We start from the raw sequence: 15,924 nt of genomic DNA, 5'->3' as shown, positions 1-15,924 counted from the left end.
TTGTCAGGATACAAATGCATTAACCATCTCTTCTGTTACTAGTACAACATCATCAGTACCGTCATTTGGCTTAATAACCATTCCATCCGGTATCTCAATTTCAGATGGAACAATGGCCTTTTCAATATAAGCATTTTCACCAATCCGAGCATCAGGCATTATGACAGAGCTTCGGACAATCGAGCCTGTGCCCACATTAACTCCTTGAAACACGATGGACTTTTCAATATTTCCACTGATTGTGCAGCCTTCGTTTATTAAAGACTCCTTCACAATCGCATCACTCGAAATATATTGGGGTGGATGATTAGGATTAACTGTGTATATTCTCCAGTTATAATCGGAGATATTTAATTCGCTTGAATCATCCAATAAGTCCATATTTGCTTCCCATAAACTTTGTACTGTACCAACATCCTTCCAATAGCCCTTGAATGGGTAAGCGACAACCTTTCTTTGCTTTTCAATAAGCATTGGAATGATATCTTTTCCAAAGTCATGGGTAGAATTGCCGTTTTCATCGTCTTCTTCCAGCAATTCCTTCAACACTTTCCATTTAAATATGTAAATGCCCATTGATGCGAGATTGTTTTTTGGCTTTTTTGGCTTCTCTTCAAATTCAATGATATCCATTTTATCATTCGTGTTCATAATACCGAATCGGCTAGCTTCATGCCACGGAACTTCAATGACCGAAATAGAAGCATCAGCTTGTTTTTGAATATGATAGTCTAGCATTGATTCATAATTCATTTTATATATATGGTCACCGGAAAGAATAAGCACATATTCAGGATCATACTGAGAAAGATAATTTTGGTTTTGGTAAATAGCACTTGCTGTTCCTGTATACCATTTCACTTCTGAAGATTCACTGTAAGGAGGTAATACGGTGACGCCTCCATTTACCCTATCTAAATCCCATGCACTGCCTATCCCTATATAAGAGTTTAAGACGAGGGGCTGATATTGAGTCAGCACACCAACGGTTTCGATTCCTGAATTAGAGCAATTGCTCAAAGTAAAATCAATGATTCGATATTTGCCCCCAAATGGAATGGCTGGCTTAGCCAGGTTTGTTGTCAAAGAGTAAAGTCTACTTCCCTTTCCTCCCGCTAATAGCATTGCGACGCACCGTTTCTTTCCCATTCTCTTTTCTCCCCTTCCGATGTTGGACTGGCCGTAAGATGATGATGCTATAAGCTGGAATCGTCACTGGAATTGAATATGGCCTCCCATGGAACGAGTTCTCTTTGGCCTTTATAATTTTTTTATTTATATAATTGGCTCCGCCGAACCGTTCCTCATCGCTGTTTAATATTTCTCGGTAGCTTCCGGCCTTTGGTACACCGATTAAATACTCTTCATACGTTTGATAAGTAAAGTTGCAGATTACTATTAGGAAATCTTCCTCCTTTTCTCCTTGCCTGATAAAGGAGAAGATCGATTGTTCGTGGTTATTGGCATCAATCCATTCATAACCTTCCTGAAGATGATCCAATTCATATAGAGGTTTAGAGCGTTTATACAGTTTTAATGCTTCTTTAAAAAAGACATTTGCTTTTTGATGCATGTCAAAATCCATTAACATCCAATCAAGCTGCTCTTTATCCTTCCATTCAGAAAACTGGGCAAGTTCTGCACCCATAAATAATAGCTTCTTTCCTGGATGTGCCATCATATATCCGATAAGAAGCCTGAACTGGGCAAACTTTTGCCAATAATCACCTGGCATTTTATCCAGAAGAGATTTTTTGCCGTGCACAACCTCATCATGGGATAGTGGCAGCACAAAATTTTCTGAAAAGGCATAATGCATGGAAAAAGTAATTTTATTATGTTCATGCTTTCTAGCATCTGATTCTGTTTCCATATAAGAAAGCAAGTCATTCATCCACCCCATATTCCACTTATAATGGAAGCCTATGCCTCCATAATGGACAGGTGCTGTTACTTGCGGTAAATCACTGGAATCCTCTGCAAACATCAAAACAGTAGGGTCATATTGGCATACTGTTGTGTTTAGCTTTTGTAAAAAGTCAATTCCATAAGGGTTCACTGTATCATCAGTAGAATTCGGCCAGTAAATGATTTTAGAAACAGCGTCCACCCTAAAACCATCAATATGATAATAATCCATCCAGAAAATTGCATTTGAGATTAAAAAGCTATGTACTTCCATTCTTCCTAGGTCAAAGTTAGCTGTTCCCCATACAAGATTTTCTCTGTCTGTAGCATTGGGATAGTCAAATTGACTGGAACCATCAAATTGATATAAACCATGAGCATCCTTGCAAAAATGTCCTGGTGCCCAGTCCAAGATGACTCCAAGACCATTCTGATGACATTGATCCACAAAGTACATAAAATCCTTTGGCTCTCCAAACCTGCTTGTTGCAGAATAATAGCCAGTTCCTTGGTAACCCCATGAGATATCTAACGGATGCTCGACTATCGGTAATATCTCTATATGAGTAAAGCCAAGGTCCATAACATAAGGAATAAGCTCCGTTGCTAATTCTCTGTATGTATACAGCGAGCCGTCTTCTTTTAATTTCCAAGACCCTAAATGCACCTCATAAATGGATACAGGCTCTTTCAAAAATTGTTTTTTCTTCTTTTTTTGAACCCATTTCGCATCATTCCATTCGTAACCTTCCAGTGAATAAACGATAGAAGCTGTATTTGGCCTTACTTCCGAATAAAAGGCATATGGATCAGCTTTAAGCTGTTTTTTACCATCTTGACCGGTAATTTCATATTTGTATATAGCACCAGTTAGATCCTCGGAAATACTTATAAGCCATATTCCTTCTTTATTTATTTTTTGAAGGTCAAATCCCTCGCCATTCCAATTGTTAAAATCTCCTACTAGTCGGACTGTTTGAGCATTCGGTGCCCACACACAGAAAACAGTACATAATCTCCCGTTTTCTTCCTTTACATGAGATCCAAACAATTGATAGCTTTCAAATAGATTACCTTCATGAAATAAATGCTGCTGAAATTCAGTTGGGAATACTGTCTCCACATTCATCCTACTTTCTTTGACTATTGATTTAATTCGACTGCAAAAATTATAAATTGTACAAACCATTTTCCCTTTTTTGCTAGTTTTAAAACTACATCACTCCTACGGGGAAATAATTTGTATAAGGATAAAATGGTTCAATTAAATGTAATATTCTATTAGTGTTGTTATAAACCCTTTTCTGTTTTTTTAAAATTTTATGACATTAAATAACTTTTTATGTTTAGTCATGCAAAAAACGCTGATGATTTTTATAACATAGTTTATATTCATTTTAGAAAGGATATAAAGGTAAGAAAGAAGGAGGGGTTTCCTAATGAGTAAAAGTGAAGAAGAATATCTATTGGAACAAAACCAGAAAGATCCGAATCCATACTTTGATGCACCGGACAAAAAAATTCTAGCTACAGATATCTTTAGGGGTCCTAACACAGGCATGTTCTCTGATTTTGACTTAAATAATCCTGGTCAAAAATTAATGACGGACAGAGACAAATTAGAAGAGGACATAAAAAAGGGCAAGTTTTAAATAAATACTTGCCCTATCTTACTAATATAACCAGACTTTAATCTTTTAAAGTCTAGTGTTTTTAAGTTATCCACAGGTAAAAATAAATGAAAGCAATAGAAAGAGCTGTTGGCATCTTAACCAACAGCTCTTTCTATTTTAGTATGACCCATACGGGATTCGAACCCGTGTTACCGCCGTGAAAGGGCGGTGTCTTAACCGCTTGACCAATGGGCCGAATGGCGGAGAAGGAGGGATTTGAACCCTCGCGCCGCTTACGCGACCTACACCCTTAGCAGGGGCGCCTCTTCAGCCTCTTGAGTACTTCCCCAAAAAAAATGGCTCCGCAGGTAGGATTCGAACCTACGACCGCTCGGTTAACAGCCGAGTGCTCTACCACTGAGCTACTGCGGAACAATATATGGTGGGCCTAAATGGACTCGAACCATCGACCTCACGCTTATCAGGCGTGCGCTCTAACCAGCTGAGCTATAGGCCCATATAATGGAGCGGGTGATGAGAATCGAACTCACGACATCAGCTTGGAAGGCTGAGGTTTTACCATTAAACTACACCCGCGTTATTAAAATATGAAAATATGGGGCGACTGATGGGAATCGAACCCACGAATGTCGGAGCCACAATCCGATGCGTTAACCACTTCGCCACAACCGCCATGATGTTTTTTTATTAACGCCGATGGCATTAATGGTGGCTCAGGACGGAATCGAACCGCCGACACAAGGATTTTCAGTCCTTTGCTCTACCGACTGAGCTACTGAGCCTTAATACTTTTTAAATTATAATGGCGGTCCGGACGGGACTCGAACCCGCGACCTCCTGCGTGACAGGCAGGCATTCTAACCAGCTGAACTACCGGACCATTATTGCGGGGACAGGATTTGAACCTGCGACCTTCGGGTTATGAGCCCGACGAGCTACCAGACTGCTCCACCCCGCGACGATAATACTTTATTTAAAATGGAGGAGGAAAGGGGATTCGAACCCCTGCGCGGTTTGACCCGCCTGTCGGTTTTCAAGACCGATCCCTTCAGCCGGACTTGGGTATTCCTCCTCGATATCATGGTGGACCTTGTAGGACTCGAACCTACGACCGGACGGTTATGAGCCGTCTGCTCTAACCAACTGAGCTAAAGGTCCAAACAAGTTCCAAAAGAATATGGTAGCGGCAGAGGGGATCGAACCCCCGACCTCACGGGTATGAACCGTACGCTCTAGCCAGCTGAGCTACGCCGCCATTATTCAAATAGATATTAACAATTAATTGGTGGAGCCTAGCGGGATCGAACCGCTGACCTCCTGCGTGCAAGGCAGGCGCTCTCCCAGCTGAGCTAAGGCCCCAATATAGGTGTTTCATGGTCGGGAAGACAGGATTCGAACCTGCGACCCCTTGGTCCCAAACCAAGTGCTCTACCAAGCTGAGCTACTTCCCGTATATATGGCGCGCCCGAAAGGAGTCGAACCCATAACCTTCTGATCCGTAGTCAGACGCTCTATCCAATTGAGCTACGGGCGCTAATTTCTTAAAAAACAATGGTGCCGAGGACCGGAATCGAACCGGTACGGTAGTCACCTACCGCAGGATTTTAAGTCCTGTGCGTCTGCCAGTTCCGCCACCCCGGCATTGTTTTCATATTTGGAGCGGAAGACGGGGTTCGAACCCGCGACCCCCACCTTGGCAAGGTGATGTTCTACCACTGAACTACTTCCGCTCGATTATTAAATTAAATGGTGCGGGTGAAGGGAGTCGAACCCCCACGCCTTGCGGCGCTAGATCCTAAGTCTAGTGCGTCTGCCAATTCCGCCACACCCGCATTATGGTGAGTCATGCAGGATTCGAACCTGCGACCCTCTGATTAAAAGTCAGATGCTCTACCAACTGAGCTAATGACTCGTTTCTTTTTCAAGAAAGATGGTGCCGACGAGAGGACTTGAACCCCCAACCTACTGATTACAAGTCAGTTGCTCTACCAATTGAGCTACATCGGCGTATATGGTGGAGGATGACGGGATCGAACCGCCGACCCTCTGCTTGTAAGGCAGATGCTCTCCCAGCTGAGCTAATCCTCCGTTATATGCCTGGCGACGTCCTACTCTCACAGGAGGAGAACCTCCAACTACCATCGGCGCTGAGAAGCTTAACTTCCGTGTTCGGTATGGGAACGGGTGTGACCTTCTCGCTATCGCCACCAGACTTTTTTCAAGACAAGTATTATTATATCTTATCTCTCAGTGTTTTGCAACACTTTTTTTATTTTTTCAAAGATTTTTATTCCCTGAAAACTAGATTATGTTGTAAGAAGAAAAAGTGAGTAATCTTTTGTGCAGCTACAGAAGCCAAATGGCATTGAAGCACACTTATTTTAGTTAAGTCCTCGATCTATTAGTATTTGTCAGCTCCACATGTCACCATGCTTCCACCTCAAACCTATCAACCTGATCATCTTTCAGGGATCTTACTAGCTTACGCTATGGGAAATCTCATCTCGAGGGGGCTTCATGCTTAGATGCTTTCAGCACTTATCCCTTCCGCACATAGCTACCCAGCTATGCCTTTGGCAAGACAACTGGTACACCAGCGGTGCGTCCATCCCGGTCCTCTCGTACTAAGGACAGCTCCTCTCAAATTTCCTACGCCCACGACGGATAGGGACCGAACTGTCTCACGACGTTCTGAACCCAGCTCGCGTACCGCTTTAATGGGCGAACAGCCCAACCCTTGGGACCGACTACAGCCCCAGGATGCGATGAGCCGACATCGAGGTGCCAAACCTCCCCGTCGATGTGGACTCTTGGGGGAGATAAGCCTGTTATCCCCGGGGTAGCTTTTATCCGTTGAGCGATGGCCCTTCCATGCGGAACCACCGGATCACTAAGCCCGACTTTCGTCCCTGCTCGACTTGTAGGTCTCGCAGTCAAGCTCCCTTGTGCCTTTACACTCTACGAATGATTTCCAACCATTCTGAGGGAACCTTTGGGCGCCTCCGTTACTTTTTAGGAGGCGACCGCCCCAGTCAAACTGCCCACCTGACACTGTCTCCCACCCCGATAAGGGGTGCGGGTTAGAATGTCAATACAGCCAGGGTAGTATCCCACCAATGCCTCCACCGAAGCTGGCGCTCCGGCTTCCAAGGCTCCTACCTATCCTGTACAAGCTGTACCAAAATTCAATATCAGGCTACAGTAAAGCTCCACGGGGTCTTTCCGTCCTGTCGCGGGTAACCTGCATCTTCACAGGTACTATAATTTCACCGAGTCTCTCGTTGAGACAGTGCCCAGATCGTTACACCTTTCGTGCGGGTCGGAACTTACCCGACAAGGAATTTCGCTACCTTAGGACCGTTATAGTTACGGCCGCCGTTTACTGGGGCTTCAATTCAGAGCTTCGCGCGAACGCTAACCCCTCCTCTTAACCTTCCAGCACCGGGCAGGTGTCAGCCCCTATACTTCGCCTTACGGCTTCGCAGAGACCTGTGTTTTTGCTAAACAGTCGCCTGGGCCTATTCACTGCGGCTCTCTCGGGCTTGCACCCAAAAGAGCACCCCTTCTCCCGAAGTTACGGGGTCATTTTGCCGAGTTCCTTAACGAGAGTTCTCTCGCTCACCTTAGGATTCTCTCCTCGCCTACCTGTGTCGGTTTGCGGTACGGGCACCTTGAATCTCGCTAGAGGCTTTTCTTGGCAGTGTGGAATCAGGAACTTCGGTACTATATTTCCCTCGCCGTCACAGCTCCGCCTTCACGGTAATGGGATTTGCCTCATTACCAGCCTAACTGCTTGGACGTGCTAATCCAACAGCACGCTTACCCTATCCTCCTGCGTCCCCCCATCGCTCAAACGATTCATAAGTTGGTACAGGAATATCAACCTGTTGTCCATCGCCTACGCTCTTCAGCCTCGGCTTAGGTCCCGACTAACCCTGAGTGGACGAGCCTTCCTCAGGAAACCTTAGGCATTCGGTGGATGAGATTCTCACTCATCTTTCGCTACTCATACCGGCATTCTCACTTCTAAGCGCTCCACCAGTCCTTACGGTCTAGCTTCAACGCCCTTAGAACGCTCTCCTACCACTGACATCATAGATGTCAATCCACAGCTTCGGTGATACGTTTAGCCCCGGTACATTTTCGGCGCAGAGTCACTCGACCAGTGAGCTATTACGCACTCTTTAAATGGTGGCTGCTTCTAAGCCAACATCCTGGTTGTCTAAGCAACTCCACATCCTTTTCCACTTAACGTATACTTTGGGACCTTAGCTGGTGGTCTGGGCTGTTTCCCTCTTGACTACGGATCTTATCACTCGCAGTCTGACTCCCAAGGATAAGTATTTGGCATTCGGAGTTTGTCTGAATTCGGTAACCCGATGGGGGCCCCTAGTCCAAACAGTGCTCTACCTCCAATACTCTTACCTTGAGGCTAGCCCTAAAGCTATTTCGGAGAGAACCAGCTATCTCCAAGTTCGATTGGAATTTCTCCGCTACCCACACCTCATCCCCGCACTTTTCAACGTGCGTGGGTTCGGGCCTCCATCCAGTGTTACCTGGACTTCACCCTGGACATGGGTAGATCACCTGGTTTCGGGTCTACGACCACATACTCTATCGCCCTATTCAGACTCGCTTTCGCTGCGGCTCCGTCTCTTCAACTTAACCTTGCATGTAATCGTAACTCGCCGGTTCATTCTACAAAAGGCACGCTATCACCCATTAATGGGCTCTAACTACTTGTAGGCACACGGTTTCAGGATCTATTTCACTCCCCTTCCGGGGTGCTTTTCACCTTTCCCTCACGGTACTGGTTCACTATCGGTCACTAGGGAGTATTTAGCCTTGGGAGATGGTCCTCCCTGCTTCCGACGGGATTTCTCGTGTCCCGCCGTACTCAGGATCCACTCAGGAGGGAACGAAGTTTCGACTACAGGGTTTTTACCTTCTGTGACTGGCCTTTCCAGACCTATTCATCTACCCCGTTCCTTTGTAACTCCATGTAGAGTGTCCTACAACCCCAAGAGGCAAGCCTCTTGGTTTGGGCTAATCCCGTTTCGCTCGCCGCTACTAAGGGAATCGCGTTTGCTTTCTCTTCCTCCGGGTACTTAGATGTTTCAGTTCCCCGGGTCTGCCTTCTGTTACTCTATGTATTCAAGTAACGATGCTATCCCATTACGGATAGCGGGTTTCCCCATTCGGAAATCTCCGGATCAAAGCTTACTTACAGCTCCCCGAAGCATATCGGTGTTAGTCCCGTCCTTCATCGGCTCCTAGTGCCAAGGCATCCACCGTGCGCCCTTTCTAACTTAACTTGATTTTGGCTAAAGATGTTACTCTTTACCCTCAATTTCTCTAATTTAATAGAGAATCTAAGATGGCGATTACTCGGTTTTTTTCTTGGTTCTTACTATACATAATCTAGTTTTCAAGGAACAAAATCGGCTATTGATTAATTTACTTATCAATACCCTCATGTTTTGAGGAATTGCTCCCTCAAAACTGAACAACAAACTGTCAACAATCTATGAATGGAATAAATCCATTTTCCTTAGAAAGGAGGTGATCCAGCCGCACCTTCCGATACGGCTACCTTGTTACGACTTCACCCCAATCATCTATCCCACCTTAGGCGGCTGGCTCCCAAAAGGGTTACCCCACCGACTTCGGGTGTTACAAACTCTCGTGGTGTGACGGGCGGTGTGTACAAGGCCCGGGAACGTATTCACCGCGGCATGCTGATCCGCGATTACTAGCGATTCCAGCTTCATGTAGGCGAGTTGCAGCCTACAATCCGAACTGAGAATGGTTTTATGGGATTGGCTCGACCTCGCGGTTTTGCTGCCCTTTGTACCATCCATTGTAGCACGTGTGTAGCCCAGGTCATAAGGGGCATGATGATTTGACGTCATCCCCACCTTCCTCCGGTTTGTCACCGGCAGTCACCTTAGAGTGCCCAACTGAATGCTGGCAACTAAGATCAAGGGTTGCGCTCGTTGCGGGACTTAACCCAACATCTCACGACACGAGCTGACGACAACCATGCACCACCTGTCATCCTGTCCCCCGAAGGGGAACGTCCTATCTCTAGGATTGTCAGGAGATGTCAAGACCTGGTAAGGTTCTTCGCGTTGCTTCGAATTAAACCACATGCTCCACCGCTTGTGCGGGCCCCCGTCAATTCCTTTGAGTTTCAGCCTTGCGGCCGTACTCCCCAGGCGGAGTGCTTAATGCGTTTGCTGCAGCACTAAAGGGCGGAAACCCTCTAACACTTAGCACTCATCGTTTACGGCGTGGACTACCAGGGTATCTAATCCTGTTTGCTCCCCACGCTTTCGCGCCTCAGCGTCAGTTACAGACCAAAGAGTCGCCTTCGCCACTGGTGTTCCTCCACATCTCTACGCATTTCACCGCTACACGTGGAATTCCACTCTTCTCTTCTGCACTCAAGTCCCCCAGTTTCCAATGACCCTCCACGGTTGAGCCGTGGGCTTTCACATCAGACTTAAAGGACCGCCTGCGCGCGCTTTACGCCCAATAATTCCGGACAACGCTTGCCACCTACGTATTACCGCGGCTGCTGGCACGTAGTTAGCCGTGGCTTTCTGGTTAGGTACCGTCAAGGTACGAGCAGTTACTCTCGTACTTGTTCTTCCCTAACAACAGAGTTTTACGATCCGAAAACCTTCATCACTCACGCGGCGTTGCTCCGTCAGACTTTCGTCCATTGCGGAAGATTCCCTACTGCTGCCTCCCGTAGGAGTCTGGGCCGTGTCTCAGTCCCAGTGTGGCCGATCACCCTCTCAGGTCGGCTACGCATCGTCGCCTTGGTGAGCCGTTACCTCACCAACTAGCTAATGCGCCGCGGGCCCATCTGTAAGTGACAGCGTAAACCGTCTTTCAGCTTTCCTACATGAGTAGAAAAGGATTATCCGGTATTAGCTCCGGTTTCCCGAAGTTATCCCAGTCTTACAGGCAGGTTGCCCACGTGTTACTCACCCGTCCGCCGCTAACTTAAAAAGCAAGCTTTTTAAGTCCGCTCGACTTGCATGTATTAGGCACGCCGCCAGCGTTCGTCCTGAGCCAGGATCAAACTCTCCGATAAAGAGTAAGATTAGCTCAAATGCTAAACTCTAGCTTTTTGTTACTTGTTTTTTGTTTCTATAACGAAGTTATAAAAACGATTATTGTTGACGTTTGTTTGTTCAGTTTTCAAAGAGCAATTTTCACTAATTGTTATCGCTTGTTTCAGAAGCGACTTTATCAATTTACCATATCAATTAGTTAGTGTCAACAACTTTTTAAAAGTTTTTTATTTTCGTTTAAACTCTTTCGTTGAGGACGAGATATAATATATCATGTAGAAATTTATTAAGCAATAGCTTTTCTGTTTTTTTTATAAAAATAATCATTTTTCTTTTTCATGCTCTTATTTACTATTAAATACTGTGATAAAAAAAGTAGTACAGATTGTATCTATATAATAAGAAATACTAATCAATAAAATGTAAATATCGATTGCAATTCCAACCTTCATATATGAAGATATAGAAAATCCTTTCCTTCATTCAATGTTTTCAAATCCTTATTATTGGTTATATATAGGCTACCTATTGGCCGATTAATCTAATATTAGTACATCAAATAAACGCTACTATCTAAAAATACATAACGAAGCAAAAACACAAATAAAAGAACTTTTCAATACATATTAATTTAACAAAGACATTCACAGGAGGTATTATGCTTATCGACATCGACTTCTTAATAAAATTAGGAATATCTACAGGACTTGGCTTAATAATCGGATTAGAAAGAGAAATAAAACGTAAACCTGTTGGCTTGAAAACAAGTCTTGTTATTAGCATTGTCAGCTGTCTGTTGACAATTGTTTCAATAGAATCTGCATATAAGTTTCCTGGGAGTGACCATGTAAACATAACAATGGATCCACTTCGTCTCCCTGCACAAATAGTATCTGGAATTGGTTTTTTAGGTGCAGGTGTAATCCTTCGTCGAGGAAATGACAGTATATCAGGGCTAACAACCGCAGCTCTTATTTGGGGAGCAGGCGGAATTGGCATTGCAGTGGGTGCTGGGTATTATATAGAAGCACTCGCAGGCGTTACACTTTTATTGGTAAGTGTTAAGTTTGTTCCTTTCATTATGAGTCTTATCGGTCCTAGACAGTTGCGTGAAAAAGAAATTAAAGTAAAGCTTAAGGCAACAGAAAAAGAGGATGTCACAACCATCATTGATTCCATCCGCCAATTGAAGGCTGGGATTAAAAACTTACGCATAAAAGACTTAGAAACAGGTGAACATTCTATTAACTTGATTTTAATTGTTGATCAGAAAAGAGAGCTGACTGAATTCTATAAAGATATCTCAGGCATAAGTGGCGTTAGGGAAATTGAAATAGAAAACTTAAACTAAACTTTTCAATGTTAACCTGGGCTAAAGAAGATGGTTTATCCACCCTTTTCTTTTGCCCTTTCTCTTATTTGTTTTAAATATTGCATTCTTGCTATTTGCATGTATAATATAAATTAACATCATAAATGGGGGCTTAGCTCAGCTGGGAGAGCGCTTGCATGGCATGCAAGAGGTCGTCGGTTCGATCCCGATAGTCTCCACCAATATTACATAATTTCAAGACATTTGTTTGGTTGCTTATAAAGCATTCCGTGCAAATGTCTTTTTTGCGTCCTTTTTTCTTACTTTTTATGTTTCCACAAGTATATCCACCTCGTATAATCACACACTAAACAAAATCAAAAGATTCTAACATAATAAGTGTAAAAAATATTTATATTTTGTCGGATTTTATGGATTATTTGTCGTACATTCTGTATAATCATGCTTATTGAATTTTTTCAATATAGTTAAAGGAGGTTTTTCATTTTGGGTAAAGCATTAATTATTGGTGCTGGCGGTGTAGCAAGTGTTGTTGCACATAAATGCTGCCAAGTACCTGATGTATTTGAAGAAATTTGTATTGCAAGCAGAACACTTTCAAAATGTGAAGCGCTTAAAAATAAATTAGACGGTGGCAAAACAAAGGTATCTATTGCTCAAGTCGATGCAGATAAAACAGAAGAAGTAATTGAGTTAATCAATAGCTTCAAACCAGATGTAGTTATTAACGTGGCATTGCCATACCAAGACTTAACAATCATGGATGCATGTCTTGCAACTGGAGTTCACTACCTTGATACAGCTAACTATGAGCCACCAGAAACTGCTAAGTTCGAATATAAATGGCAATGGGACTATAAACAAAAATTTGAAGAAGCTGGCTTAACTGCACTTTTAGGCAGCGGATTTGATCCAGGTGTTACTGGTGTATTTACTGCTTATGCACAGAAGCATCATTTTGATGAGATTCACTATATTGATATCGTTGATGCTAACGGCGGTGATCACGGGTATCCGTTCGCTACAAACTTCAACCCAGAAATCAATATTCGCGAAATTACAGCAAATGGCCGTTATTTCGAAAATGGTGAGTGGATAGAGACTGCACCACTTTCTGAGAAGAGAGAATATGATTTGGCGGAAGTTGGACCAAAAAACATCTATCTTCTATATCATGAAGAATTAGAATCTTTAGCTGTTAACATTAAAGACGTGAAAAGAATCCGTTTCTGGATGACATTCTCTGACAACTACTTGAACCATCTTAAAGTTCTTGAAAATGTTGGTATGACATCTATCGAACCTATTAACTATGAAGGCAAAGAAATCATTCCTTTGCAATTCTTGAAAGAATTGCTTCCTGATCCTGCTTCTCTTGGACCAAGAACAAAAGGAAAAACAAACATTGGCTGTATCATCCAAGGAATTAAAGACGGTAAGCCAAAAACTTACTATGTATACAATGTATGTGACCACCAAGAATGCTACAGAGAGGTTGGCTCACAAGCAATTTCTTATACAACAGGTGTTCCAGCAATGATCGGTGCAATGCTTATCATTAAAGGACAATGGAAAAAACCAGGCGTATACAACGTGGAAGAATTCGATCCAGATCCATTCATGGATGCATTGAACAAACACGGATTGCCATGGCAGGAGAACTTCTCTCCAACTCTTATAGATTGAGAGGAAAGCAATGAAAAACATTGAATTTGATAAAGTACCATCTCCTAGTTATGTAGTGGACGAGCGTCTTCTTAAGAAAAACCTGGAGACATTGAACTATGTTCAAGAAAAAACTGGTGCTAAGATTCTCCTTGCATTAAAAGGATTTTCGATGCACTCTGTATTTCCACTTGTTTCAAAGTACCTTACAGGAGTAACTTCAAGCTCTTTGTTTGAAGCTAGATTAGGTTTTGAAAAGATGGGAAAAGAGGTTCATTCATATGCACCAGCATATATGGACAGCGAGTTCGATGAACTGATGTCATACACGGACCATATTGTTTTCAATTCCTTTGCACAATGGGACCGTTTTAAAGATAAAGTAAAAAATGCTGACAAAAAAATTGATGTCGGAATTCGTATCAATCCAGAGTACTCTGAGATTGAAACAGAACTCTACAACCCATGTGCTCCATATTCGAGATTCGGTGTTACATTGGATAACTTCGATGCTGATCGCCTTGATGAAATTGATGGCCTTCACTTCCATACAATGTGTGAGCAAAACTCCGACACTTTAAAGAGAACACTTAAAGTAGTTGACGAGAAGTTTGGCGAACATATCAAAAAGGTCAAGTGGCTGAATCTTGGCGGTGGTCATCATATCACAAGACCAGATTATGATATTGAAACATTAATTGAATGCATACTTTACTTGAAAGAAAAATATGATGTCGAAGTTTATCTTGAGCCTGGTGAAGCAATTGCTTTAAATACCGGCTATCTTGTGAGTACTGTTCTTGACGTTATGAAAAACGGAATGGATTTGGCTATTCTTGATACATCAGCTACATGCCATATGCCTGATGTACTTGAGATGCCATACAGACCAAATATCATCGGTGCTGGAATGCCTGGTGAATATGAATACACATACAGACTTGGTGGAATGACTTGCCTTTCAGGAGATGTCATCGGTGACTACTCCTTTAAAGAGCCACTAAAGCCTGGTGATAAAATTGTTTTCTGCGATATGGCTCATTATACAATGGTGAAAAATCATATGTTTAATGGTGTAAATCTCCCTTCTATCGTTTCATACAATGACGAAGAAGGAATTAAAGTCATAAGACAATTTAAGTTTGAGGATTACAGCAACCGCCTATCATAAGCAAATGAACCCCTACTCTAATATAGAGAAGGGGTTTTTTTTGCATATTCCTCTATGGAAAGGGTAAGAGGAGAAAGATAATAAAAACTAGTAACATATAGGAGTGACAGAAAAAATGAACCGTATAGAAAATAAAGTAGCTGTCATAACAGGCGGTGCTTCCGGAATTGGAAAAGCCTCTGCCATTCGCTTAGCACAGGAAGGCGCAAAAATCACGATAATTGATAGAAATGAAGAACGAGGCAAAGCTGTCATAAAAGATATTACGGAATTGGGTGGAGAAGCGATATTTTGTCATGCAGATATAACTGATGGAACGCAAGTAGCTGATGCAATGGCACAAACAGCTAAAAAATGGGGTACAATTACTACTCTTTTTGCTAATGCAGGTATTGTCGGAACAATATCACCGATTGAACAGTTTTCAACAAAGGATTGGGCCACAACTATTCAAAATAATGTAATTGGAACATTCGAAACCGTTAAGCAAGCTATTCCCTATTTGAAAGATAATGGTGGTACAATCACCATTACCAGCTCTGTCAGCGGGAATCGCCGTTTTGCCCAAGAGGGATTCTCTGCCTATAGTTCCTCTAAAGCAGCAATTGCAGCTTTTGCTAAAATGGCTGCAATCGAGCTGGCCCAACACAAAATACGAGTTAATTCTATCTGCCCTGGTACTATCGATACCAATATTTTTGAATCTCTGCAAGAGTCAGAGAGTGTGAAGGAAATAAACTTCCCGTTCGATATTCCTGAAAACGGGATCCCTTTAAAGCAAGAGGCTGGAAAACCAGAAGAAGTAGCAAACTTATTTCTGTTTCTAGCTTCTGATGAAGCTTCGCACCTAACAGGTACGGAAGTATATGTAGATAGTGCTGAATCATTAATTAAAGGGTAAAGGAGGAGCAAAATATGCCTTATAAAAGTGTGAAGGATTTGCCTGAATCGGTCCAGGATAACTTGCCACATCATGCTCAGGAAATTTTCAAAGAAGCATTTAATTCTGCCTCGGATGAATATCATCAAGAAGAAACTGCTTTTAAAGTGGCATGGAGCGCAGTTAAAAATAAATATCTCAAAGATAATGACGGGAATTGGACAGCTAAGGATTAACATAATAAAAGA

8 protein-coding genes, 22 tRNA genes and 3 rRNA genes are annotated in these 15,924 nt (G+C 42.9%); 7 read left to right on the top strand and 26 right to left on the bottom strand.

The features are described from left to right. Positions 1 to 3: 3 nt before the first annotated feature. Together CEQ21_RS17265 and glgB are read right to left on the bottom strand one after the other, a co-directional pair. A complete protein-coding gene (locus CEQ21_RS17265; RefSeq protein WP_185765580.1) occupies positions 4 to 1,149 on the bottom strand; it encodes a glucose-1-phosphate adenylyltransferase in 1,146 nt (381 codons plus the stop codon). Next, positions 1,097 to 3,037, bottom strand: coding sequence for a 1,4-alpha-glucan branching enzyme (gene glgB / locus CEQ21_RS17260; RefSeq protein ID WP_185765579.1), 1,941 nt, complete (start codon positions 3,035 to 3,037; stop codon positions 1,097 to 1,099). Before glgB ends, CEQ21_RS17265 begins: the two co-directional genes overlap by 53 nt. 310 nt (positions 3,038 to 3,347) lie before the next feature. Here glgB and CEQ21_RS17255 point away from each other — a divergent pair, with 310 nt between their 5' ends. Beyond that, complete coding sequence (locus CEQ21_RS17255) at positions 3,348 to 3,560, top strand: hypothetical protein (RefSeq protein WP_127736756.1); 213 nt, start codon at positions 3,348 to 3,350, stop codon at positions 3,558 to 3,560. Between the two features lie 144 nt (positions 3,561 to 3,704). On the opposite strand, the gene CEQ21_RS17250 is transcribed toward CEQ21_RS17255, so the two are convergent. The 24 genes from CEQ21_RS17250 to CEQ21_RS17135 form a co-directional block, all read right to left on the bottom strand. Beyond that, positions 3,705 to 3,776, bottom strand: a tRNA-Glu gene (locus CEQ21_RS17250). A gap of 3 nt (positions 3,777 to 3,779) precedes the next feature. Next, a tRNA-Ser gene (locus CEQ21_RS17245) sits at positions 3,780 to 3,870 on the bottom strand. Between the two features lie 8 nt (positions 3,871 to 3,878). After that, positions 3,879 to 3,953 (bottom strand) — tRNA-Asn (locus CEQ21_RS17240). Between the two features lie 8 nt (positions 3,954 to 3,961). Further along, positions 3,962 to 4,038: transfer RNA gene (locus CEQ21_RS17235), tRNA-Ile, on the bottom strand. A 6-nt stretch (positions 4,039 to 4,044) separates the two neighbouring features. Further along, positions 4,045 to 4,118, bottom strand: a tRNA-Gly gene (locus tag CEQ21_RS17230). A gap of 20 nt (positions 4,119 to 4,138) precedes the next feature. After that, positions 4,139 to 4,214 (bottom strand) — tRNA-His (locus CEQ21_RS17225). A 34-nt stretch (positions 4,215 to 4,248) separates the two neighbouring features. Next, a tRNA-Phe gene (locus tag CEQ21_RS17220) sits at positions 4,249 to 4,324 on the bottom strand. A gap of 21 nt (positions 4,325 to 4,345) precedes the next feature. Further along, a tRNA-Asp gene (locus tag CEQ21_RS17215) sits at positions 4,346 to 4,422 on the bottom strand. Between the two features lie 4 nt (positions 4,423 to 4,426). Next, a tRNA-Met gene (locus CEQ21_RS17210) sits at positions 4,427 to 4,500 on the bottom strand. 21 nt (positions 4,501 to 4,521) lie between these two features. Further along, positions 4,522 to 4,614, bottom strand: a tRNA-Ser gene (locus CEQ21_RS17205). Between the two features lie 9 nt (positions 4,615 to 4,623). Beyond that, positions 4,624 to 4,700: transfer RNA gene (locus CEQ21_RS17200), tRNA-Ile, on the bottom strand. Positions 4,701 to 4,720: 20 nt separating this feature from the next. Beyond that, positions 4,721 to 4,797, bottom strand: a tRNA-Met gene (locus CEQ21_RS17195). Between the two features lie 28 nt (positions 4,798 to 4,825). Next, positions 4,826 to 4,901 (bottom strand) — tRNA-Ala (locus CEQ21_RS17190). Positions 4,902 to 4,916: 15 nt separating this feature from the next. Beyond that, positions 4,917 to 4,993: transfer RNA gene (locus CEQ21_RS17185), tRNA-Pro, on the bottom strand. 6 nt (positions 4,994 to 4,999) lie between these two features. Beyond that, positions 5,000 to 5,076 (bottom strand) — tRNA-Arg (locus CEQ21_RS17180). Between the two features lie 18 nt (positions 5,077 to 5,094). Then, positions 5,095 to 5,183: transfer RNA gene (locus tag CEQ21_RS17175), tRNA-Leu, on the bottom strand. Positions 5,184 to 5,197: 14 nt separating this feature from the next. After that, positions 5,198 to 5,272 (bottom strand) — tRNA-Gly (locus CEQ21_RS17170). A gap of 17 nt (positions 5,273 to 5,289) precedes the next feature. Then, a tRNA-Leu gene (locus CEQ21_RS17165) sits at positions 5,290 to 5,374 on the bottom strand. A 4-nt stretch (positions 5,375 to 5,378) separates the two neighbouring features. Then, positions 5,379 to 5,454, bottom strand: a tRNA-Lys gene (locus CEQ21_RS17160). Positions 5,455 to 5,473: 19 nt separating this feature from the next. Then, positions 5,474 to 5,549, bottom strand: a tRNA-Thr gene (locus tag CEQ21_RS17155). 5 nt (positions 5,550 to 5,554) lie between these two features. Beyond that, positions 5,555 to 5,630, bottom strand: a tRNA-Val gene (locus tag CEQ21_RS17150). A gap of 7 nt (positions 5,631 to 5,637) precedes the next feature. After that, positions 5,638 to 5,754: ribosomal RNA gene (gene rrf, locus CEQ21_RS17145) — 5S ribosomal RNA — on the bottom strand. 169 nt (positions 5,755 to 5,923) lie between these two features. Beyond that, a 23S ribosomal RNA gene (locus CEQ21_RS17140) occupies positions 5,924 to 8,857 on the bottom strand. Between the two features lie 240 nt (positions 8,858 to 9,097). Further along, positions 9,098 to 10,647, bottom strand: a 16S ribosomal RNA gene (locus CEQ21_RS17135). The 16S, 23S and 5S rRNA genes sit together here with 21 tRNA genes alongside, the layout of an rRNA operon. Positions 10,648 to 11,285: 638 nt before the next feature. Between CEQ21_RS17135 and CEQ21_RS17130 the strand changes: the two genes are divergently transcribed. The 6 genes from CEQ21_RS17130 to CEQ21_RS17105 all read left to right on the top strand — a co-directional run bounded on the left by CEQ21_RS17130 (position 11,286) and on the right by CEQ21_RS17105 (position 15,912). Beyond that, on the top strand, positions 11,286 to 11,978 hold the full coding sequence (locus tag CEQ21_RS17130) for an MgtC/SapB family protein (RefSeq protein WP_185765578.1): 693 nt from the start codon (positions 11,286 to 11,288) through the stop codon (positions 11,976 to 11,978). A gap of 127 nt (positions 11,979 to 12,105) precedes the next feature. Then, positions 12,106 to 12,181, top strand: a tRNA-Ala gene (locus CEQ21_RS17125). Between the two features lie 265 nt (positions 12,182 to 12,446). Then, positions 12,447 to 13,646 carry a saccharopine dehydrogenase family protein gene (locus CEQ21_RS17120; RefSeq protein WP_185765577.1) on the top strand — a complete coding sequence of 400 codons (1,200 nt, stop codon included), beginning with the start codon at positions 12,447 to 12,449 and terminating at the stop codon, positions 13,644 to 13,646. A 10-nt stretch (positions 13,647 to 13,656) separates the two neighbouring features. Next, on the top strand, positions 13,657 to 14,796 hold the full coding sequence (gene nspC / locus CEQ21_RS17115) for a carboxynorspermidine decarboxylase (RefSeq protein ID WP_185765576.1): 1,140 nt from the start codon (positions 13,657 to 13,659) through the stop codon (positions 14,794 to 14,796). 115 nt (positions 14,797 to 14,911) lie between these two features. Beyond that, positions 14,912 to 15,697 carry an SDR family NAD(P)-dependent oxidoreductase gene (locus tag CEQ21_RS17110; protein ID WP_185765575.1) on the top strand — a complete coding sequence of 262 codons (786 nt, stop codon included), beginning with the start codon at positions 14,912 to 14,914 and terminating at the stop codon, positions 15,695 to 15,697. Positions 15,698 to 15,711: 14 nt separating this feature from the next. After that, the gene (locus CEQ21_RS17105; protein WP_185765574.1) at positions 15,712 to 15,912 is read left to right on the top strand and encodes a ChaB family protein; all 201 of its coding nucleotides are present in this window, start codon (positions 15,712 to 15,714) and stop codon (positions 15,910 to 15,912) included. Positions 15,913 to 15,924 lie beyond the last annotated feature (12 nt).

The sequence above is a fragment of the Niallia circulans genome (genome assembly GCF_007273535.1).
GTDB lineage: Bacteria > Bacillota > Bacilli > Bacillales > Cytobacillaceae > Niallia > Niallia circulans_B.
The sequence above is the reverse complement of the archived record's forward strand: the minus strand, read 5'-3'. Positions and strand labels throughout refer to the sequence as shown.

Coding starts and splice junctions, on each gene's coding strand:
- CEQ21_RS17130 (WP_185765578.1), top strand. CDS start 11,286: ATGCTTATCGACATCGACTTCTTAATAAAATTAGGAATATCTACAGGA.
- glgB (WP_185765579.1), bottom strand. CDS start 3,037: ATGAATGTGGAGACAGTATTCCCAACTGAATTTCAGCAGCATTTATTT.
- CEQ21_RS17105 (WP_185765574.1), top strand. CDS start 15,712: ATGCCTTATAAAAGTGTGAAGGATTTGCCTGAATCGGTCCAGGATAAC.
- CEQ21_RS17110 (WP_185765575.1), top strand. CDS start 14,912: ATGAACCGTATAGAAAATAAAGTAGCTGTCATAACAGGCGGTGCTTCC.
- CEQ21_RS17255 (WP_127736756.1), top strand. CDS start 3,348: ATGAGTAAAAGTGAAGAAGAATATCTATTGGAACAAAACCAGAAAGAT.
- CEQ21_RS17265 (WP_185765580.1), bottom strand. CDS start 1,149: ATGGGAAAGAAACGGTGCGTCGCAATGCTATTAGCGGGAGGAAAGGGA.
- nspC (WP_185765576.1), top strand. CDS start 13,657: ATGAAAAACATTGAATTTGATAAAGTACCATCTCCTAGTTATGTAGTG.